The sequence below is a fragment of the Anaerolineales bacterium genome (assembly GCA_030583885.1).
Taxonomy (GTDB): Bacteria; Chloroflexota; Anaerolineae; order Anaerolineales; family Villigracilaceae; genus Villigracilis.
Genome location: CP129480.1, coordinates 2,245,255 through 2,265,932, shown reverse-complemented (window position 1 = coordinate 2,265,932; position 20,678 = coordinate 2,245,255). Strand labels below are relative to the sequence as shown.

The window sequence follows — 20,678 nt, the reverse complement described above, 5'->3', positions numbered from 1 at the left end:
GGTTGGTACCCATATCCCGTTGTTTGTTTAATGGCCGCGCAAACGTAGATCGAAAAAAGTCAGGGCCGGGAAAAGGGTTCTGAGGATTACCGACAAGTTTTTCGAATCGCTTTCCATGGGAGCAATACAGGCGGCGGGTGCCGAAGTCATCCTGCCGACGGCTGCGCTTCCAACGCCCTTCAAACTGCCTCCGACCCAAACGAATGTCCATCCAACCCGACGCATATTCAGGTCGGGATGACTGTCCGCTTGCTGGATTTGTTGAACTTCCGCGCCGCTCCCGGGCTTGGGAAAACGATCTAACAGACCTGGTATACAGATGAAAGTGGTCGGCGGACCCTTTTGCACACAACAGGGTGGAAATCCGCCCTGAGCCTATTGGTGGTGAAACTTCCACATGCAAGACAGACGCAAAAGCTGGCCTGCTGAAGCACCGCTGGTTTCACGAATTTTTTTTGAGCCTGTTCGGTAATAAAAATCCCCCGCCTCATTGTGGGAGATTTTTATTTTGCACTTTGCTCATCGCATATTCCGCCAGCGCGGTGATCGTCAGCGATGGGTTCACACCCGGATTGGCGGGCATGATCGAGCCGTCGATGATATATAAACCGTCGAAATTGTGGATGGCAAAGTCTTCATCGACAACCCCTTCATCGGCATTCTGTCCAATCGGCGCGCCACCCAAAATATGAGCGGTGGTGGGCAGCCCTAAAATATTCTCACCAACCGACCCAAGCGCGACACCGTTCGTACGCTTTGCGAATTCACGCGTGATCTCGTGCGAGCCTTCCACCTGCGCGTTGATGGTATAGCCGGGTTCCTCCTCCGCCACCAGGCCCGTGCGGAAAAGCGTGAACAAACTGCGCCCAACCTTGAAGCGCATACGGTTATCCGCGTGCTGCATCACAAGCAAAATGGTCACGTTGTGCGCCCAGCCCGGCAGGATGAGCGCCCTGGCAAAGTCAACCGGGTGCGTGAGCGCCCAGATCAGAAAATTGAGAATGCGGCGCGGAACGCTGAAATTCTTGTCAATGAGCGGCGTGGCGAGGAAACGCATCAGCGACGACCCATCGGGGTAGCGCACGGGTTCGATGCGCGTCATCTCATCGTGATTATAGATGGACGAAATGGATACGCCTTCCGAGTAATTTATATCGGACGTTCGCGCCACGCTTCCGAGCAGGCCCTCGGAGTTGGTCCTGACCATCGTGCCGAGTCTTCGGGATAGTTTTGGCAGTGATTTCTTCACATCGCGCAGGTTCAACAGCAGTTTCATCGTCCCCATCACCCCCGCCGAGAAAATGACGTTGTTGGCATGGACAGTTTGTGCCCGCTTGAAGAGTTTGGTGGAATCGCGGAAGGTGATTTCGTAACGAGCATCAGACGGTAGGCCGTTGACCGTCGGCCGTCCACCGTTCATGGTCAAAGGTCTAACATCGGTCACCTCAACCTCTGCTTTCACCTTCGCCCCGTTCTTTTCTGCAAAATACAAATAATTCTTCGGTATTGTGTTCTTGGCGTTGTGACGGCATCCCACCATACAGCCGCCGCAATGTTTACAACCCGCGCGCGCAGGTCCCTCTCCACCGAAGTACGGGTCTGGGACGGTGGCACCAGCCTCCCCGAAGTATGCGCCGACATCCGTCGCGCGGAAGGTGTCTCCCATGCCGATTTCTTCTGCCATCTCTTTTAGGATCAAATCTGCCTTCCATAATTTTGGATTGCGCGAAACGCCGAGCATTCTCTTTGCAGTTTCATAATGAGGTTTCAATACGTCGCCCCATTTGACATTTTGATTCCATGCTGGAGTTGAAAATGTTTCATCGGCTGGAACTTCCAACACATTGGCATAACCCAAACTTCCACCGCCGACTCCTGCTCCGTGTAAAACCATCACGCCTTTGAGAATGCTGATTTGCAAGATCCCATGCGCGCGGATGGCTGGCATCCAGAGATATTTCCAATACTGCCAGTTGGTCTTGGCGAAGTCCTTGTCTTCAAAGCGCATGCCTTTTTCAAGCACGAGAACGGAATAGCCTTTTTCCGTCAGCCGCATGGCGGAAACGCTTCCCCCAAACCCCGAACCAATGATGACGTAATCATATACCTGGGACATCTGTGGACCCTCCGCGTTGAATTGGTGTGATTATAGCATTGCCTCTTGATTTATTTTTTATGTGGAATCTGATGGGAGCAAGGAAATCTTTCTCATGAACCTTGAAACCATCATCCGTTGGCTGGGCGGCCTGACTGCCTTCTTAACACTTGTCGTTTTGGTTTATGGAATCTGGCGCGGGACTCAACAAAAAGCAGGACGCGTCACAGGCGGCGCGGATCGCTTTCTGCGTTCGTCGTTGTTCTATTTTCTTGCCTCGGCATTTTTCTTTGGATTGGCTTATGTCGGGTGGAAACCCATCCCTTGGGGCATCTCTTCGCAAGCCCGCGTGTGGATGCTTGTAATCGGTTCGCTCTTATACTTCCCCGGCATGGCATTCCTGCTTTGGGCGCGGCTGACTCTTGGAAAATATTACTTCGTCTCCACTGGGTTGGGCGCGCAACTGTTCGCAGACCATCAACTGGTGAGGACAGGTCCGTATGCCATTATGCGCCACCCCATGTATGTGGGACTCGCCTTCGCTGCATGCGGTGCGCTGTTGATCTACTTCACATGGACGACGGTCTATTTTGCCGTCTTCGCACCCATGCTTGCCCTCCGCGCACTTCGAGAGGAGCGAGCACTTGCGGCAGAATTCGGTGAGCGGTGGCGGGAGTATTGCACGCAGGTTCCTGCATTCGTTCTGAGATTGAGAAAGTGATTGTAGAAAAGAAAGCAAACGAACTCCCCGTCAAATGACGGGGAGTTCGTTCAATTAGTTACGGGTTCTTACCACCCGAACCGCTTCCACCAGATCCATTCCCCCCCGAGCCGTCGTTGCCCGATCCGGGCGTTGTGCTCGGTCCGCCAGGCTCAAGGTTTGGACCTGAACCGCCTCCAATGTCGTTGCCGCCGGGTTGAGGTTCGCCTTCACCATTCTGCTGGCCGTTTCCATTTTGTGCAGGCGGTGTCTGGTCTTCTTCCTGCCCATACTGGAATTCGTTGCGGACCGTGTTGCGGAACTTTTCAGAGTCTATCAGCCCGCCATCCACCAGTTGCAGGCGGAGTTGCAGCATTTCACGTGTGCGTTCGAGAATGGGCTGCGCATCCTGTGTTGCATGGATCTGCAGCTGCTGCATAATGCGGTCCTGTTCCTGCAAGCGGTCGCGGATTTGCAGAAGCGTCTGGCCGAGCGTCGCATCATCGAGGGTGCTGCAAATCTGAAGCGCCTGATGGATGTGCTGTTCAAGCCGCAGTGCAACCTGATCGGGCGGAGTCTGGCTGTCCTCCGTTAACTGGGTCATTTCCTGAATGCGGATCTCCGCCAGTTCCATTAAACGATCCACTTTTAATTGCGGGTCATTCTGGAATTGCAGGCTGATATCCTCGCTCCATGTTTTCAATGCATAGAGCGGTTCATTTGGCAGGTTATCCTGCGCTGCGTTCACGGTCGCCCCGCCGCCGAACAACAGACCTGCGATCACAAGGATTGATACTAACATGTTCATGGCAAACTGTTCCTTTCTGAATATGAACTTCCACCCTGTACGACGCGGGAACTCGCTTGCAGATACTGCTTGGTTTAAAAATAATGCGCGTCCGCGCGCGGCAAGCTGTGGGTCGCGTTCGGGAACCGCCTTGATCTCGTCAAGCCGCGCCTCGATCATCTTCTTGACTTCGTGATTATCTTTCATCGTCAACTCTTTTCTTCCAACAATCTTTGCAGGCTTTTCAATGCGCGGTGCTGAATGGACTTGACCGCGCCAACCGGCTTTTTCAACGCGCGCGCAATCTCTTCGTTGCTCCATTCTTCCAAATACTTCAACGAGATGACCTGTTGCTGGTCGGGCGTCAACTCACGGATTGCCTTGCGCACCTGCGTTTGGCGGATATGCTTCGCCGCCTCTTCCTCAGGGACATCTGCTTCGCTCCGAATTGCATCGCTCAACTCTGACGTCTCTTCCTGCTTGCGATAGAAGTCCGCGATCCAGTTATGAGCGATGCGATACAGATAGGCCTGCAAATGTTCACGCGGACCGTGCCGCTCCTGCAGAGATTTCAAAAAGCGCGCGAACGTTTCCGAAACACAGTCTTCTGCCAGCGACATGTCGCCGATCAGACGCATGGAATAGCGATACACGCCCGGGCTGTAGGTATCGTAAATTTCCGCCAGGGCTTTGGTATCAAACCGGGATGCGCGCCGCAACAGTTCCTGCTCTTCAGGCACGAGTACTCTCACTTCTTATGACGTTGATTTGACGTTTTGGATACTCCCCATCAATCATAGCAAGGAAATGTAATGATTTTGTGAAGATTTGATATTTTCTCAAAAATGATTTCAAGTGATTGGATAATCCGTTTACTTTTGTTACAATCCAAACATGACCAACACTACTTTCACCTCCCGTCGTTCGCCCGTGTACAGCCGCCGCGGAATTGTTGCCACGTCTCAGCCGCTGGCAACGGCTGCGGGTATTGAAGTCCTTTCCAAAGGGGGCAATGCCGCGGATGCCGCCGTTGCCGCCGCCGCCGCACTGAATGTCACCGAGCCAACCTCCACGGGCATTGGCGGGGATATGTTCGCTTTATATTATGACGCGGGGAATCGGCAGGTGACCGCCTTAAATGGCTCGGGGCGCGCCTCGTCCGCGCTGACGCTTGATCGGCTAAAGCGTGAGGGACTCCTCGCTGAAAGTTTGCCGCCTTTCCACCCGCATACGGTCACTGTTCCCGGGGCATGTGCAGGCTGGTGTGACTTGATCGAGAAGCACGGCTCACTCGGCCTGACTGAAATCCTCGCGCCTGCGATTCGACTCGCGGCTGAAGGCTTTCCCGTCGCGCCGCTCACATCTTATTTTTGGGCGCGCAGTGCTGACAGGCAATTGAAGTCCGCGTTGAATGGGCATGAGATGACCATCAACGGGCGTGCGCCAAAGGCTGGCGAAATTTTCCGCAACCCGGGGCTGGCGAAAACATTCCAGGTTGTTGCCGAGAAAAAAGCCGAGGGGTTTTACCAGGATCTCATTGCTGAATCTATTGTCGCCGTGATCAAAGAGGCGGGCGGATGTATGTCACCTGAAGACCTCGCCTCGCATGTGTCTACGTGGGAGAGTCCCATCTCCGTTGATTATCGTGGTCTGCACGTGTACGAATGCCCACCCAACGGGCAGGGCATTACAGCGCTCATCGCGTTGAACATCCTCGAAGGGTTTGACCTCGCGGGGCTGGAGACACTCTCGACCGAAAAGATGCACCTGATGATCGAAGCCATGCACCTCGCCTTTGCGGATGCAAAATGGTATGTGTCTGACCCCGCGTTTTCAAAGATACCGATAGATGAGTTGCTGTCGAAAGGCTATGCGAAGGAACGCGGCAAGTTGATCGACCTGAAACGCGCAACGATAGATTCGCGGCGCGGCGCGCCTGTGGCGTCTTCGTCCACGGTGTATTTGAGCGTGGTGGATGGGATGGGCAATGCGTGTTCGTTCATCAATAGCAATTACATGGGCTTCGGCACGGGCATTGTGCCGAAGGGCTGGGGCTTCAGCCTCCAAAACCGCGGACATAACTTCAACCTCGACCCAAATCATCCCAACGTGCTCGCGCCCGGCAAGCGACCGTATCACACGATCATCCCGGCGATGGTGACATACGCTTCAGATAATTCGTTGTATGCGTCGTATGGCGTGATGGGCGGATTCATGCAGCCACAGGGACATGTGCAAGTCTTGTCCGCATTGAAGGATGCAGGGGTTGACCCACAGTCCGCGTTGGATCTTCCGCGTTTCTGCATTGACGTGGAAGATTCAGGCGGGCGGGTTGCAATTGAAGAGGGTATGCCGAAAGAAACAACGGACGCCCTGCAAAAGATGGGACATCCGTTGTATGGAGTTGGCGGATATGAACGCGCGTTGTTCGGGCGTGGTCAGGTGATTCTGCGTGATGCTGAATCGGGTGTGCTATGCGGCGGGAGTGACCCGAGAGCAGATGGAGTTGCCGGGACACTGGCATAATCAATGCGAGCCGCTTGATTCAACAAAAGACACAATTGTTCCTCTTCCTAACAGTCACCTCCACATTGATCAGAAAGCAGCAACAGCCTCATCCACAGAAGGATGGGCTTCCAGTATTTGCATCACTCCAACGGTTTGCAGGACTTCATCCACGAGTGCGGGGACGCGCGCCAGTTTGACACCGCCGCCTGATCTTTGCGCGGTCTGCAGTGCCCTCATAATGGCGCGCACGCCTGCAGACGATAAATATGCCATGTCCTTAAGGTCAAGCACCAGTTTTTTGTTCTCCTGCACAATCTTTGCCAATTCCGCATCCAAGGTCGCCGCAGTGAAAGAGTCCACCCTGCCGGCAACGGTAACAACTGCCACGTCCCCGCTTATTATGCGTGATATGGAAAAATCATCCATCCTTCTCTCCTTTAGGTTATTTTCTTCCTTAGCGGCGGTTGGGTATTGATAAAATTTCATTTTCGAAGCAGCGCATGTTGTGCTTCTCCAATGACCTGCGATAGCCGCCTCTTTCGAGGTCGTTAGTTCAATTCAGATCGGAGAACTGCTTTTCGATCTGCTCAAGGTACGCGACCAGTTCCGCCTTGTCCGCACCGCGATTAATAGTCTCGATCATGTATGTCAACGTTAGGCGGAAAAACTCATTGACACGTTCCTCCCTGCGTTTTTTATGATCCAGATCATTGTAGGCGCTCTGCAGCTGTTCCTCGGCCCGCTTCATTTCGACAAGCTGCTGACTGATCACATTATAGGCGTTGTGTATCTTTTCCTCAGCCTGCTGCTGCTCGACCAGTTGCCACCTGATGATATTATCCGCCCGCCTTACGAACAGGAACAAGGCGATAAACAGGAGGGTCAATACCAGCGTCACCCAGATGATAATATTCCTCTGTGCGATCGAAATACTCTGCAGCAAGGGGGTTACATCGTCGTACACCTCAAATATCCCCTCCACACCGGAATTCCCGCGCCGAATCGGAATGTAACTCGAGATCACATCACGATCCTCGATCTCAGCCTCAAAGGCGCTGAAGGTGTCGCGGTGGGTCAACTCGCTGGCAAAACCGCCGTCAAGTGCGCTGAGGAATCCGGCATTATTGCTTTTATCCTCGCCGATCTGGCTCTCCTGCGTGGAAAAGACCGTGTTCCCTTCGAGATTATAAATCTTGATCTTGACAATCGAGAGGCCCCGCATTTGATCGAAGATGGCCTGCCGCAACCGTGCAGTTTCAGGATGGGCGCGAATCTCCTCCGCGCCCACGCCTGATAAAGAACTGAGAAATGGCGCAAATTCCGGCCAGATTGAATTTGAGAAAGTCTGGGTTAAAGCCACATTTTTAGATTCCCCGATCGCAATCAGATCGTTGATGGCGATGCGCCGATAAAAGGTGACCAGTAAAAACTCGACCAGCACAAAGGCGATCAGGCTGGTGATGGTGAAATACCGCAGAAGAGGGAAGGGCGTGCTTTTGGCCACGCTTTCTTTGTTATCCATAGATTGTTGGCTAAATCCTCCAAATCAACGGGCGGGTTCCTTGCGGATTATTATACCGAAAAAGGTCTTAATAGGGGAAATCCAACACCGTGAAAAATCCCCCTATGACATTTAGCCTGCCACTCCTGCCTTCCTGTCAAACCCGTCCCATGCCATTGAAAACAGAAACGATCTCTTCGCGGGGACGGCTTCCACACGTTTGAGCCACTCGGTTTCGGCGGCGCGGGATTCGGCGAGACATTGTTTCGAGAATGCTTCGCGTTCCCTGGCGGAAGCGGACTGTAACTTCAATGCACCTTCGATGAACTCCTTTTCCAGCGCGTCACGGTCGGCGGCGTAGGTTTGGATGCGTTCGGGATAGTTGAGCAGCGTGGCGCGGTGCAGGCGTTCGTGAGTCCAATACAGGGAATTGGAGTCCGCCTGGGAGGTTGGAACAGGCTCATCGTCAAGGAAGGAAGCGGCACGCGAAGCGATCCAGAAGGGTTTGAAGATGCTTGTGCACGGGGCGGATGTGCCGGTGGCGAAAATGATCGGATTGGCTTTATCCAGATAGGTGACCATCGAGGCGGTGCTTTGGCTGATGCGGATCGGACCGAAGCCCGCGTGCATGCAAACGTTGACCTCGGCAATGCCGCCCTGGGGATCGAAATTCTCGTTGTTGTGATGACGCAAGGTTGCCATCATCGTCTCAATGCCGACTTTTCCTTTTTGCGCGTCGAGCGTGGTGATGGTTGTCTCGCGACGGATGCGCCCCCTGCCGAAGTTGGTGTAGAGAAAGTCGGAATAATCGTGTGCGAATTTGAACTGGCTTCTGGATTTGGTCATGCCTTTTTGGATGGCGAGGTCCACCAAGCCTTCGGACGCGAGATCGTATTGCGCCCCGATGGTCAGACAGTTCGAGATGGTGTACACGTCCTTGATCTGGCGCGCCGCCCATTGCTTGTCCACGGTTTCAAGCACCCACGCGTCTTCGGCGTTGGCGATCAGGAAACTGTTGTGATAGTACATCTCGTTGCCGTGCGAGAGACAGTTGCCGCCCTGACCGAATTCTTCGAGCAGTGCCACGATGACGTCGATCGCTTCGCGCGGTGTGATGGCGCGCTCGAGTGCGGCGCGCAGCATATCCATGCCGAGTAGGGCAGGCTCCTTGTTGGCGGGGATCTTGGAATAAACCGCCTCGTTACCGATGACCAGGCCGTGTTCGTTGACTCCCATTTCCGCACCCCACATCCAGAATGGTTTGGAGAGCAGAACGGCATGAGTCTTTTCCGCCTGGGGAATTTCGATATACGTGCATTTGACCTTGCTTCCAGCGGGGTATTTTTCCGCAGGGAAACACACCATGGACTGCCCTTCGTTGGGCGGGCGGTCTGAGTTTTTTCCGAAGACGGCGACTCCGTCTGCTGTGGTTAACCTGGTTGCAATAAGAGTGTCACACATAAAAATTTCCTCGCTGGTGTTCTTGTTTTGGAAAGTATAGCATACAAAATTGCCCGCCCATTTTTCTTTTTTGGAAAATGGGCGGGTTTTAATTCAAAGATGAACAGGGTACCCTAGGGCCAGGTACGGCTTAGTGCTGCAGCGTTATCCGCAGCCACCTGGGATTTAACGGCCGGCGTTACGCATATACGGTCACCCGAAAACGCCTCGCGCCATACATACCCTGAGATGCAGTCATCCGCACCCGCCACACGCGAACTTGCGGCGGCATTATCCGCTGCTGTCTGGGTCCGTACATCCGGGGTGACACAGACCACGTCACCAGCCGTGGCCTCGCGCCAAACGTACCCCACGATGCAGCTATTGGGACCGTATGCCCCGCCGGGATCCACTCGTGAAGCGGCCGCGGCATTATCCGCCTGTGCCTGGGAGCGGGTGGCTGGTGTGACACAGACTTTATCACCGGAATATGCTTCGCGCCAGACAAATCCATCCTTGCAGGCGCCTGCGCCGTATACCGTGACCAGTTTACGCGAAGCTGCCGCCGCGTTATCCGCATCCGCCTGGGCTTTGGATGCCGGCGGTACGCAGGTTTTGTCGCTCGAGTTTATCAACCTGTGAACAAATCCATCCCTGCATGTGCCGCTGGCCGGCAGGGGTGTGGGCGGAGCTGCGATGATTGCCACGGAGGCGGGAATACAGGATGATGTTACCGTGCTCCCCGCAATCCAGCCATGACCTCCCGATGCGGCCGGATACACGATGTACCACCATGTGCTTTCGGCATTTTTTCCTGCCACGGTGGCGGTCTGCCCAAGCAGGAGTGCGCCAACCTGCGGATACACCGTACCCGGACCGGAGCGAACATTGGCGTTCACATTGGCAGTCACGCTCGGATTGCACGATGTTGGCGTGAAGGCGACAAGTTCAGTCGTTTGCGGCGCAATGCCGGTAAAAGTGGGGGTGACCTCCCCAAAGGACGACGACGCGAGCGCGGTCATTGTACCTGCCACAGCCTCCTGAACAGGGTCATTCGTCGGCGTCGCCTGCGGATTCGTTCCGCCGGGTAAATTGCACCCGGCAATTACCAGTAAAGATGCAATGACTGTGAAAAACGATCTATTTTTTGCCATGCCTCTCTCCTTTCCTTCATATTATTTACCCTTAAATGCAAAAATACAATAGGTATTTCGGTGGATGATCCCATTGTAGTTCTGTATGTTTGTCCCATTTTTCGCCTCGCCCGCCTATCCACATCGTTCGAAAGCGAAAATTTTTTCCACGCATTATCACTTCTAACAGTGGAAATATAAAATCCCGGAGCGCCTTGATCCGGGATTTTATAAAGTGGCATTGAAATGGTTAATAAAATTATACTGACTAAGGAAATGGAAATACCGGGAATAAGAATATTGGTGTTGGTGTCGGTGAATTGATTGGGAACAACGGGAGGGGAAAAATGAATATCAGGGGGGTTGACGTGACAGAAGGTGCTACCGCAACAACGGTATTTGACGGTAAGGCAGTTGGGACAACTGGTGTGGGCGGCGCGGCAATGGATGCGAGTGTGCTGGGAATACAATCCGCAGTGGTTACACTTGCGGCAATCCACGCATGGCCGCCTTCACCGCCTGAAAAATCAATGTACCACCAGGTTCCGTCGTAGTTTTTTCCCGCCACCGTGGCCGTTCCGCCCAACGGAAGGGAACCGATGATCGCATACACCTGCCCAGGCCCATTGCGGACATTGGCAACCGTGTTGGCGGTTACCTTGGGCGTACACGCCTCAACAATCGGGGTGGGTGTTTCAGATGCAGTAGGCGTTGCAGTATCCTCCACCGTTGGAGTTTCAGTGGGCGGTGCGCCTCCGGGCAGGTTGCAGGCAAGCACTGCCAGGGCGACCAGTAAGACTGACAGAACAGTTTTTATCTTTTTCGCAAACATGGGATTTTCCTCCGAAAAATAGAACAGCAACCCGATTATAGGTGTTCTCTGTTGAAATTCAACCCCACCATTTGTCCCATAACGTGATCAGCATTTTGACACGCACCCGCACGCGCGCATCCGTTCCCGCGGAAACCCACAGAGTACCCGTCTTTCGGTAGACGCTCTCCTCCAATTTCTCGAAATCCTCCCACTCGCTTTCCATGAACGCCTTCATTTCCGAAGGCGTGTCCCAATAATAGAAGAAGTCGAATTCCCTTTCTTTCTCCTTGACGTACCACCCGTTGGACTCTGCCTCCCGCATGGCCTTGAACGCTGCTTCATCATCGTCCACCGCAGCCGGCAGATCACTCACCCTGCCCGACACCTGCCAGCCCGCCGACGAAACCACCTCCACCGACCAATTTGCCTCCACAGGACGCAGGTCGATCAGGATGCCTTTTGGCTTCAGTACTCTTCGAATTTCATCCAGAGCATGCACCATGCTCGCATGCTCCACTCATCAGAGGGACCAGGCGAGTATTGCAATGTCAAATATCTCTTTTTGAAAGGGGATGTGTTTTGCGCTCGCCCCCGTAAAATGGACATGTCTGTCCAAATCCACAGGGCAGTCCGCGCGGGCGACGCGCAGGGAGTCGTGATCGGGATCGAATGCCACAACCCGTTTCGCAGACCCCGCATACTTGAATGTCAAACGTCCCTCGCCGCATCCGATTTCAAGCACGCGCTTATCCTTAAAATCAGTGAATGCATGCAGGATTGTCTGCTCAATGCCTTCGGGATCTTTTTGTACGGTCATGTTTTTTCTTTGGCCGGCAGGCACTTCGAGATGTGCCTGCCGGCCGTATGTTACTTTGCCGATTGCTTCATGGCCTTTACCGATTCGCTCACCAGTTCCTCCAAAACCTGCCTGTCGACATCTGCGAGCCTCTTGATGTACAGGCAGGAGACACCGGTGGAGTGTTTGCCGAGTTTTTTCAACAGGTCATTATAGCGTTCAAATCCGGACATAATGTAAAGGGTCAGGTTTTGCTTGCGTGGTGAAAAGCCCGCCAGGAACCAGTCATTTTCACGCCCACTCGCATATTTGTAATGGTATTCGCCAAACCCGACAATGCTCGTTCCCCACATTTTCGGCTCGGCTTTTGTGGCTTGCTTCATGATTTCGAGAATCGCGAAGCAGTCCTTCCTGGTTTCCACATCGTTGATCGCATTTAGAAAATCAACAACGCTCGCTTCGTTTTTTTTGGTTATCAGCTCAGCCATGGTTTTCTCCTTCGAGTACAGTAAATTGGAGAGATTTTAGCACGTTTGTTCTGTTTTTGCAATTTACCCGAGGATTTTAAAGTACACCTGCGGCGCTTTGCGTTCCACCGCCTGCTCGGCTGCAAGTGCCATGCGAAGTAGATTTGCCTCGTCCCATGCCCTGCCAATCACTTGCAAGCCAATCGGCAATCCCTTTTGGCTGTAGCCGACTGGGAATGTGATCGCAGGCAGACCGGTCATGTTCGCGGCGGTGACGAAGCGCATGATCTCGATCGTGGTTGTCAAATCGGATTCGCCGTCGGGCAGTGCGCCTTTCTTGATCTGGGGCGCGGGGATCCCTGTTGCAGGTGTCAGGATCATGTCCACTTTCCAAAATGCGTTCTTGAAGTGATTCATCATCCGCGTGCGGATACGCTGCGCGGTGACATAATCCGTTCCGGCGAGCTGGCGCGCCATCGCAAGGTTGATGCGGACGTCGAGCGCATGTTCCTTGTGATGCCTGTCGTAGGTGGCGTTCATGGCCTGCGCCATTTCACTGAGGATGGTGACGCTGTGCGCAACACGGTTGGCTTCAAGGTTCGGGATGACGATCTCCACGATCTGGCAGCCCATCTTTTCGTATTCTTCGAGCATGGCTTCACACGCAGCGACGATCTCGGCATCCGCGTGACGGAACCAGTCCCGGTACACGCCGAGTTTAAGTCCTTTGAGATTCAGATCGTCCCAGCCTTTCAAGGATGGCAAGGGCTGGTGCAGTGAGATTGGGTCTTTCGGGTCGGGGCCAGCAATCAGGGCGTAGGTTAATGCCGCATCGGTGGCAGAGCCAGCCAGCGGTCCGACATGAGCGATGCTCCAATCCAGTGGAAACGTGCCGTGTCCGCTGATTCTTCCGTAAGTAGCCTTCAATCCGACCAAGCCGCAAAACGCGGCAGGGATACGGATCGAGCCGCCGCCGTCCGCTCCGATGGATATGGGAGTGAGTCCAGCCGAAACCGCAGTTGCCGAGCCGCTCGAACTTCCGCCCGTGAAGTGATTCGGGTTATATGGATTGCGCGTCGTGCCATGTACGGGATTCAAACCGAAGACATTGATGCCGATCTCGTGCATGTTGGTTTTACCGGCCAGCAATGCGCCCGCGCTTCGCAGACGTGCGACAACGGTGGCATCTTCCTTCGCGGGAATTATTCCAAGAAACGCCGTGCCAACCGTGGTTGGATAGGGCACCATATCCATTTCATCCTTGATCGCAACAGGTACGCCGTCGAACATGCTGAGCGGCCTGCCTTCTTTAATTCTTTGTGCAGCCTCGCGAGCCTGCCGCATCACATCCTCACCATTGACAGAAATAAATGCCCTCAGGGGTTTATCGCCCGCATCGCTGGCCTGGATGGCGGCCAAAACTTTTCCGGCAACTTCTTCGGGCGTGGTTATTCCGTTTCGATAGGCATCTGCAAAATCGAATGCGCTGGCGAACTGAAACCCCCTGGTCTTGCCCGCTTCGCGAGGCATTTCATTTGGAGGAACCGCCGACGCTTCCTTTTGTAATTCGCCAGTGAAGTGAATAGGTTGATACGTTGGATTTTCGTCAAAATGTTGTTTGCGCAGCCAGTTGATGCCGGCGCTTTGGAACAGGCTCGGCGTGAGCAATCCGCGCAGGGGACCTTCGACCAGCGACGCGAACAGTTTCAACATGCCACCAGCGAGATATGGCAGTTTCACAGATTTTAGATCATATTCATTTTTCATGTTCTGCCTCTTTACATAGAAAGATCAAACTTTGAATATCAAATCCAGGTACTTTTTCAACATGTCGCTCACCAGTCCGCGCATGGGCATGCTGGCGGCCATGCCATATATGGGAGCCATGCTCCCTTTTTCCTCGGGGTGATTCTTTACGTGCGCCACGGCAGACTTGAGGTCGGAGATGAAGCGCTCCTTCACGCCGGGCTGTGTATGACGCAATGTTACGCAGATGTGCATGCAGGGTGGTTTGTGTAACCCGTTTAGGCTCCATCTTTTATGAGTCATGGAGTCCAGCACCTTGTAAATATCGAGCGAGTCGGATGCGAATGCGATCACAAACAAGGGATCGCCTATCAGGCGCAGTTCGGGGACCTGCCGGATTTCGTTTTTGATGTACTCGGCGGTTGCGAGAATCTTTTTGGTCGCTTCCATGTAACCCTGTTCGCCCATGGATGTAAGCGCTGCCCAGCATGCCGCGCTCAATGCGCCGGGGCGGCTGCCTGCAAAGGTGGGTGAAAAATACAAGCCGCCCGGCCACTCGGTGGTTGTGTAGTATTGATAATGACGCAGTTCCTCGTTGCGATACAAAATGACTGAGGTTCCTTTCGCGGCGTACCCGAATTTATGCGTATCCACTGAAATGGACGTGACGCCGGGCAGACGAAAATTGAAAGGCGGGATGTTATAACCAAGTTTTTCCGCCCATGGCAAAACGAATCCACCGAGGCACGCATCCGTGTGAAAGCCGGCATTGTGACGGCGCGCAAGTCCGGATAATTCTTCGATCGGGTCGATCGCTCCGTGCGGGAACGATGGCGCTGATCCCACAATGACAACCGTGTTGCGGTTGATAGCCTTGCTTGCCGCGTTCACGTCGGCGCGTGAGTCCGCATCCACAGGGATCTTGACCATTTTAATCCCGAAATACTGGCTGGCTTTATCGAATGCGGCGTGCGCGGTGACCGGTGCAATCATCTCAGGTCTGGTGATGCCCTTCGTCTCGCGCGCCCGATCGCGGTAGGTCTTCATCGCCAGCATAATGCTTTCCGTACCGCCTGATGAGACTGTCCCGCACACACCCTGACCCGCGCCTCCAAGCATCTCCGCGGTCATGGATACGATCTCCGCTTCGAACTTGGTCGTGCTGGGCCATACATCCGCGTGCAGCGGATTACTCTGTGAGTTGATCGCGTACACCTGATTCAAAAATTCGATGTGTTCCTCGTCGCCGTGATAGACCGCGCCGGAGACGAAGCCGTCCTTCCAGTGCGCTTCCTCCTGTTCGTGCAAGGATTCCATATCGCGCAAAATTTCCTCGCGGCTGCGTCCTGTCTCAGGCAGTTTCGCAAATGTTTGGAATTTGTCCTTGTATGGTTTCAGGGACGCCTCAAGCCCGCCCATCATTTCATCGTATTCCTTCTCGATCTTGCGGCTGATGGATGGAATTTTCTTGAGCCGCTTTTCGATCCACGCCACCATTGGCGCTGGCAGTTTGCCGATATGTTTCATCAAAAAGTCTTCGAGGTTCATATTTCTCCAATGTCGTTGCGAGGGCGCTCTTGTTCTTAGCCTGAGGCAATCCCATCGCAACAGGAGATTGCCTCGCCTCCAAATCCAGGAGGCGGTTTGCAATGACAAATTAACTTTTATTCAACCTTGCATACATCTTTTTATTGTTTTCATAGATCGCCAGGAACTCATGGAATAGTTCGTCGTGCACCTTGCGATGGTCAGGGCTTGGGGTGTACGTCTTCGCTACAGGCACGCGCGAAGCGATGTCATCATAACGGATGTGGCCTAATGCCGCGCCCGCCAGCAATGCCGCCCCGCGCACGTTGACCTCGATCGGGTCCTTCATCTGGCGGATGGGACGGTTCAGCACATCCGCATGGATCTGGCACCAGACATCCGACTTTGCCCCGCCGCCAACCATGTTGATCGCCTCGACTGGCTTTTTGATGAAGCGCTCGATGTATTTCAGCAGCCAGCGCGCGTTGTATGCCACGCCTTCGAACACAGCCCGCACCATGTGTTCCCGCGTGGTGTGCAAGGACAGGTTGAAAAATCCCCCGCGCACGAAACGGTCCTCGACGGGAGTCCGCTCGCCGTACAGCCAGGGAGTGAAGATCAGCTTGCCGCTTCCTGCAGGTGTCCGCTCGGCGATCTGGTCGAAAAGTTTATAGGTATTTTCAGGCTTTGTGGTTGTCAATTCATCCTGATGGAAGAAGATGTTATCCCGCAGGTATTGCAGGTTCATGCCGGCGCAATCCTGTTCATTGGTGAGGAGATACCTGCCCGGAATGGATGATGGGAGCGCGGCGAGACTATGGAGTACATCCGTTTTCTTGGCTGGCATGTGGCAGGTCATCCAGGCGGATGTGCCAATGTAGAGATGCGTTTCGTAATCCGCCACCGCCCCCGAACCGACCGCCGCGGAATGCACATCCGGCGAGCCCATAATGACCTTCACATCTTCACTCAGCCCCCATTCCTTTGTGGTGGATGGCAGTAGGGGACCAAGCACATCATTTGGAGGATATAAGTCAGGGAGTTTGTCCCGCTCAATTCTTGAAAGCCTGATCAGGCTTTCATCGTAGGCGATGTTGTTGATGTCCCTGTTATCGGTTATCCAATGCAAAACAATCGAGTTGATGGAAGCGGCAAATTTGCCCGTCAATAACAAGCCGATGTAATCGATCGGCTCCAGGAATTTGTACGTGCGTTGGTAGATTTCAGGGTGGATATATTTAAAATATAAAATATGCGCAATCGGATCTTTTCCCGCATAGCCCGGGACTCCGCCCGTGACCTGGATCCATTTCAAAAGTTTTCCAAGGGCATAACCCTCCACTTTGATTGCGCCATTCATGATTTCACGCACGTAAGGCTCGCCGCGCGAATCCATCCAGATGATTGCGTTCGACAGTGCGTTGCCATCTTTGTCCACCGCCACCGTGCCGGACCATTGACCCGTGATTCCAATTGCAACGATATCATCGTTGGAAACCAGTCTTCTGCCGAGTAATCGTTTGACAGCTGTGTTGATCGCATCCCACCACTCGGCTGGGGATTGTTCCGCGCCACCGTCAGGCAGAAGTAGAACGCGGTTCTCCTGAAACTCACTGCCGATCAATTCCCCCTGCAATGAAAATAGTGCAACCTTTGGTCCCGATGTCCCCAGATCAATCGCAAGGATATATTTTTCAGATGACATGCCCTCTCCTCAGTTGATGGTTAATACTTTCGCTCCGCGAATTTTTCCCTGCTTCATTTCGAACAGTGCCTGGTTGGCGTTTTTTAATTCGTATTCCTGAAATTCAGGTTTGATATTTGCTGACGCCGCAATCTGTAAAAACTCGCGCACGTCCACGCGCGTCACATTCGCAACCGATTTGGTTTCCTTCTCCATCCACAACTGTGACGGGTAATCCAGTTGGAGCAGGACATCCTTGTCCTTTTCCTCTTTACGGATCGCGTTGATGACCAGCCGTCCGCCTGCCCTCAAGCATTTCAACGCTTCCATATCTGGACTCCAAACTGGGGTGGTATCAATGACCGCATCCAACGCCTCAGGCGGAATCTCATTAATCGCTCCCGCCCAAGCTGCGCCAAGTGAGAGGGCGAACTCACGTTCTTCGGGATTTCTGCTGAAGACAAAAACTTTTGAATTTTGGAATTTGTGCATTGCCAGCTTCAACACCAAATGATTCGACCCGCCGAAACCCATCAATCCCAGAGATTGGCCGTCCTGCAAATTGCTCAATCGCAGTGACCGGTATCCGATCGCGCCCGCGCACAATAACGGTGCGGCTTCGGAGTCGGAGAGTGTTTCGGGGATGGGATGCACGAATTCCGCGCGGACTTTCATATACTCGGCATAGCCGCCATCCACGTCGCGCCCCGTCGCTTTGAATTGCGGACAGAGATTCTCACGCCCCGTTTTGCAGAAGTCACACTCGCCGCACGCCGACGCGCTGACCGATTTGGAGTCTGACCTCTTGCCGTTGAGTTCGCGACAGCAAGCTGTCTGACTCCATAACTACTCCCACCACCTGATGCCCCAAAATGACAGGCAAACGCGGTGGGGGTGTCCGCCCTTCGATCTCGTCCAGTTCCGTGTGGCAGACTCCACAGCGTGTCACTTTGAGCAGCACTTCGCCCGGGGCGAGAGTCGGCTCGGGATGTTGAACCAGCTTCAAGGGAGGATGAAGCGGATCCACATCCCCAAGCGATTCGAGCAGCATCGCTTTCATTTATCCTGTGCCGAACTGCCTGTCTCCTGCGTCGCCCAGACCAGGAACAATGTAAGCGCGGTCGTTAAGATGATCGTCAATCGCGGCGAGGTAAATATCGATATCGGGATGCGCGGTTTGCATGGCATTGATGCCTTCTGGTGCGGCGATCAAACCGACATATTTTATTTTTCTCACGCCCCAGCGTTTGAGAATATCCGCTGTAGCGGTGGCAGAACCGCCCGTGGCAAGCATCGGGTCCAGGATGAGGCAGACCGAAACACGCGGGTCGACGGGGAGTTTGTTGTAGTATTCCACGGGCTGGAGGGTCTTTTCGTCGCGGTACAAGCCGATGTGCCAGACCTCGGCGCTTGGCATAAGTTCCCAGATGCCTTCGACCATGCCCAGTCCTGCGCGCAGGATCGGCACAAGCCCGATCTTCTCTTTGAGTTCCTGTGCCTTCATTTTTTGGAGCGGGGTTTCGATCTCTACTTCCATGGTTTGCAGGTCGGCAGTGGCTTCGTATGCGAGAAGTCCCGCAATTTCTCTGACGAGTTCGCGGAACTTCTTGGGTTCGGTGTTTTTATCGCGCAGGCGCGCAAGTTTGTGTGCCACCAGCGGGTGTTTGGATTCGTGAACAGTGGACATGATGCCTCCGAAGAATTTTGATTGATTATAGCCGTGAAGGTGGTGTTTTTTTGTTTTTTGTTAAACGTCCAAGGCATTGTTGCGAACGACTTCTGCAAACCAGCGCCCGCTGTCCTTGATGATGCGCTTCTGCGTTTTGAAATCCACGTGGATCAAACCGAAACGCTGACAATATCCATGTGACCATTCGAAATTGTCCATCAGCGACCAATGCAGGTAGCCCTTTACAGGGATGCCACCCTGCATGGCACGATGCACCTGCGCAATGTGGTTTTGCAAATAACGGATGCGCCGTTCGTCCCGCACGCGCCCGTCGAAGTCCACGCCATCCGGTACAGGCACGCCGTTCTCTGTGACCATTAATTCACACACGGGGTTGTAATCCCAAACAAGTTTTAAAGTCTCATACATGCCTTCGGGATAAATTTCCCACATGCCCGAATATTCGCTTCCTTCTGGGTGTACCTGTTCCACATTCACGACCGGGACCTTGCTGGAATGTTTCATCACGGCGCGCGAGTAGTAGTTGACACCCAGGATGTCCAGTTGGTGAATCTTCTCCAAGTCGCCATCCTGAATGATGCGCCTCGTCAGCAATTTGGCAATTGTGGATTCCTGGATCGGCGATGTTCCTTTCAGCAGCGGGTCGAGTACGATGCGGTTCATGAACATGTCCACGCGTTCGGCAGCTTTGTGGTCTTTCTTCGAGTCCGTGGCGGGGTGGACGGGGTTGAGGTTGAGTGTCACACCGATTTTGAGGGGCTGTTTGGCTGCGACCCGCATTGCTTCTGTTGCCAAACCGTGTGAAAGCAAAAGATAATGCAGGGATTTTACCGCCGCGCCGATGTCCTTTTTACCCGGCGCGTGGTCGCCGAGAAAATGACCAACAAAGGCAGTGACCCAGGGTTCGTTGTGCGTAAACCACACGCGCACGCGGTCGCTCAATCGTTCGGTTACGATGCGGGCATACTCTGCAAAATGGGCGGTAGTATCACGGTTTGTCCATCCGCCCTTGTCTTGTAGTGTCTGCGGCAGGTCCCAATGATACAAACAGACATACGGTTCGATTCCTCGTTTGAGCAGGTCATCCACAAGCCGGTCGTAGAAATCCAATCCTTTTTTGTTGACCCGGCCCCTTCCTTCGGGCAGGATGCGTGGCCATGCTGTCGAGAAGCGATATGCCTTGACTCCCAATTCCGACAACAGCGCGAAATCCTCCTTCCAGCGGTGATAGTGATCCGCAGCAATGTCGCCATTCTCATTATTGGTCACTTTGCCGGGCGCATGGCTGAACGTATCCCAAATGGATGTGCTGCGCCCGTCTTCGTTCCATGCGCCTTCGATCTGGTATGCCGACGTGGAAACGCCCCAAATAAAACCGTTCGGAAAATTTATTTTTGTCATTGCAGTCTTCCTTGAACTATCGGAACAGATTCAAAATGAACGGCAGCGCGCCCAGCGCGATGCACAAAAGGAAAAACAGGACAAGAATGATCAAACAAGCTGGGACAAGACGCCGAAGCCATGTCCACGCGGCGAACAGATTCCACGCGCCGATGGCAACAGGCTGCGCCTTGCGAAGCAGGTCAGCCGCATCGATCTCTGGACTTGGAACTGGTCTTGTCTTCGTCGGCATTTCCTCCGCTGAGACTTTGGGCATTGCCCGCAAATGCTCGGGAATGGTCAGGTTCGCGCCGCAATATACACATGAAATGCGAATCGCTCCCATTTGAGGTTCGTTCGGTGCTCCGCAGGCGGGACAGGCAAAGGTTTGTGTCATGAAATGATATTCT

General features: G+C 53.7%; 21 protein-coding genes. 2 read left to right on the top strand and 19 right to left on the bottom strand.

Annotated elements, in window-relative coordinates:
• Positions 1-487: 487 nt before the first annotated feature.
• The gene (locus QY332_11340) at positions 488-2,116 is read right to left on the bottom strand and encodes a GMC oxidoreductase (protein WKZ34203.1); all 1,629 of its coding nucleotides are present in this window, start codon (positions 2,114-2,116) and stop codon (positions 488-490) included.
• Positions 2,117-2,210: 94 nt separating this feature from the next.
• Between QY332_11340 and QY332_11335 the strand changes: the two genes are divergently transcribed.
• Entirely contained in the window at positions 2,211-2,816 is a 606-nt protein-coding gene (locus QY332_11335) for an isoprenylcysteine carboxylmethyltransferase family protein (GenBank protein ID WKZ34202.1), read from the top strand.
• A gap of 58 nt (positions 2,817-2,874) precedes the next feature.
• Here the strand turns inward: QY332_11335 and QY332_11330 are convergent, their stop codons facing one another.
• Together QY332_11330 and QY332_11325 are read right to left on the bottom strand one after the other, a co-directional pair.
• The gene (locus QY332_11330; protein ID WKZ34201.1) at positions 2,875-3,789 is read right to left on the bottom strand and encodes a DUF5667 domain-containing protein; all 915 of its coding nucleotides are present in this window, start codon (positions 3,787-3,789) and stop codon (positions 2,875-2,877) included.
• A 2-nt stretch (positions 3,790-3,791) separates the two neighbouring features.
• Positions 3,792-4,322 (bottom strand): sigma-70 family RNA polymerase sigma factor, encoded by a 531-nt coding sequence (locus tag QY332_11325; GenBank protein WKZ34200.1) that lies wholly within the window; start codon positions 4,320-4,322, stop codon positions 3,792-3,794.
• Positions 4,323-4,476: 154 nt separating this feature from the next.
• Here QY332_11325 and ggt point away from each other — a divergent pair, with 154 nt between their 5' ends.
• Positions 4,477-6,108, top strand: a complete 1,632-nt coding sequence (gene ggt, locus QY332_11320; protein WKZ34199.1) for a gamma-glutamyltransferase — start codon at positions 4,477-4,479, stop codon at positions 6,106-6,108.
• A 69-nt stretch (positions 6,109-6,177) separates the two neighbouring features.
• Here the strand turns inward: ggt and QY332_11315 are convergent, their stop codons facing one another.
• From QY332_11315 to QY332_11240, 16 genes are all read right to left on the bottom strand, one after another.
• On the bottom strand, positions 6,178-6,516 hold the full coding sequence (locus tag QY332_11315; protein WKZ34198.1) for an STAS domain-containing protein: 339 nt from the start codon (positions 6,514-6,516) through the stop codon (positions 6,178-6,180).
• Positions 6,517-6,643: 127 nt separating this feature from the next.
• Positions 6,644-7,612, bottom strand: a complete 969-nt coding sequence (locus tag QY332_11310; GenBank protein ID WKZ34197.1) for a hypothetical protein — start codon at positions 7,610-7,612, stop codon at positions 6,644-6,646.
• Between the two features lie 111 nt (positions 7,613-7,723).
• Positions 7,724-9,052: a C69 family dipeptidase gene (locus QY332_11305; GenBank protein ID WKZ34196.1), complete on the bottom strand. Its 1,329-nt coding sequence runs from the start codon at positions 9,050-9,052 to the stop codon at positions 7,724-7,726.
• Positions 9,053-9,165: 113 nt separating this feature from the next.
• The gene (locus QY332_11300; protein ID WKZ34195.1) at positions 9,166-10,185 is read right to left on the bottom strand and encodes an SH3 domain-containing protein; all 1,020 of its coding nucleotides are present in this window, start codon (positions 10,183-10,185) and stop codon (positions 9,166-9,168) included.
• A gap of 247 nt (positions 10,186-10,432) precedes the next feature.
• Positions 10,433-10,996 (bottom strand): SH3 domain-containing protein, encoded by a 564-nt coding sequence (locus QY332_11295; GenBank protein ID WKZ34194.1) that lies wholly within the window; start codon positions 10,994-10,996, stop codon positions 10,433-10,435.
• 58 nt (positions 10,997-11,054) lie between these two features.
• Positions 11,055-11,480, bottom strand: coding sequence for a hypothetical protein (locus QY332_11290; protein ID WKZ34193.1), 426 nt, complete (start codon positions 11,478-11,480; stop codon positions 11,055-11,057).
• A gap of 18 nt (positions 11,481-11,498) precedes the next feature.
• Positions 11,499-11,795 carry a class I SAM-dependent methyltransferase gene (locus QY332_11285; protein ID WKZ34192.1) on the bottom strand — a complete coding sequence of 99 codons (297 nt, stop codon included), beginning with the start codon at positions 11,793-11,795 and terminating at the stop codon, positions 11,499-11,501.
• A 50-nt stretch (positions 11,796-11,845) separates the two neighbouring features.
• Complete coding sequence (locus tag QY332_11280; protein ID WKZ34191.1) at positions 11,846-12,262, bottom strand: DUF1801 domain-containing protein; 417 nt, start codon at positions 12,260-12,262, stop codon at positions 11,846-11,848.
• Positions 12,263-12,325: 63 nt separating this feature from the next.
• Positions 12,326-14,008, bottom strand: a complete 1,683-nt coding sequence (locus tag QY332_11275) for an amidase (GenBank protein WKZ34190.1) — start codon at positions 14,006-14,008, stop codon at positions 12,326-12,328.
• Between the two features lie 24 nt (positions 14,009-14,032).
• Positions 14,033-15,535 carry an aminotransferase class V-fold PLP-dependent enzyme gene (locus tag QY332_11270; protein WKZ34189.1) on the bottom strand — a complete coding sequence of 501 codons (1,503 nt, stop codon included), beginning with the start codon at positions 15,533-15,535 and terminating at the stop codon, positions 14,033-14,035.
• Positions 15,536-15,644: 109 nt separating this feature from the next.
• A complete protein-coding gene (locus QY332_11265) occupies positions 15,645-17,219 on the bottom strand; it encodes an FGGY-family carbohydrate kinase (protein ID WKZ34188.1) in 1,575 nt (524 codons plus the stop codon).
• A gap of 9 nt (positions 17,220-17,228) precedes the next feature.
• A complete protein-coding gene (locus QY332_11260) occupies positions 17,229-17,873 on the bottom strand; it encodes a hypothetical protein (GenBank protein WKZ34187.1) in 645 nt (214 codons plus the stop codon).
• A gap of 82 nt (positions 17,874-17,955) precedes the next feature.
• Positions 17,956-18,258, bottom strand: coding sequence for an alcohol dehydrogenase catalytic domain-containing protein (locus QY332_11255; GenBank protein WKZ34186.1), 303 nt, complete (start codon positions 18,256-18,258; stop codon positions 17,956-17,958).
• On the bottom strand, positions 18,259-18,885 hold the full coding sequence (gene upp, locus QY332_11250; GenBank protein ID WKZ34185.1) for a uracil phosphoribosyltransferase: 627 nt from the start codon (positions 18,883-18,885) through the stop codon (positions 18,259-18,261).
• A 60-nt stretch (positions 18,886-18,945) separates the two neighbouring features.
• Positions 18,946-20,289 carry a GH1 family beta-glucosidase gene (locus QY332_11245; protein WKZ34184.1) on the bottom strand — a complete coding sequence of 448 codons (1,344 nt, stop codon included), beginning with the start codon at positions 20,287-20,289 and terminating at the stop codon, positions 18,946-18,948.
• Between the two features lie 16 nt (positions 20,290-20,305).
• Complete coding sequence (locus QY332_11240; GenBank protein ID WKZ34183.1) at positions 20,306-20,665, bottom strand: hypothetical protein; 360 nt, start codon at positions 20,663-20,665, stop codon at positions 20,306-20,308.
• Positions 20,666-20,678: the final 13 nt, after the last annotated feature.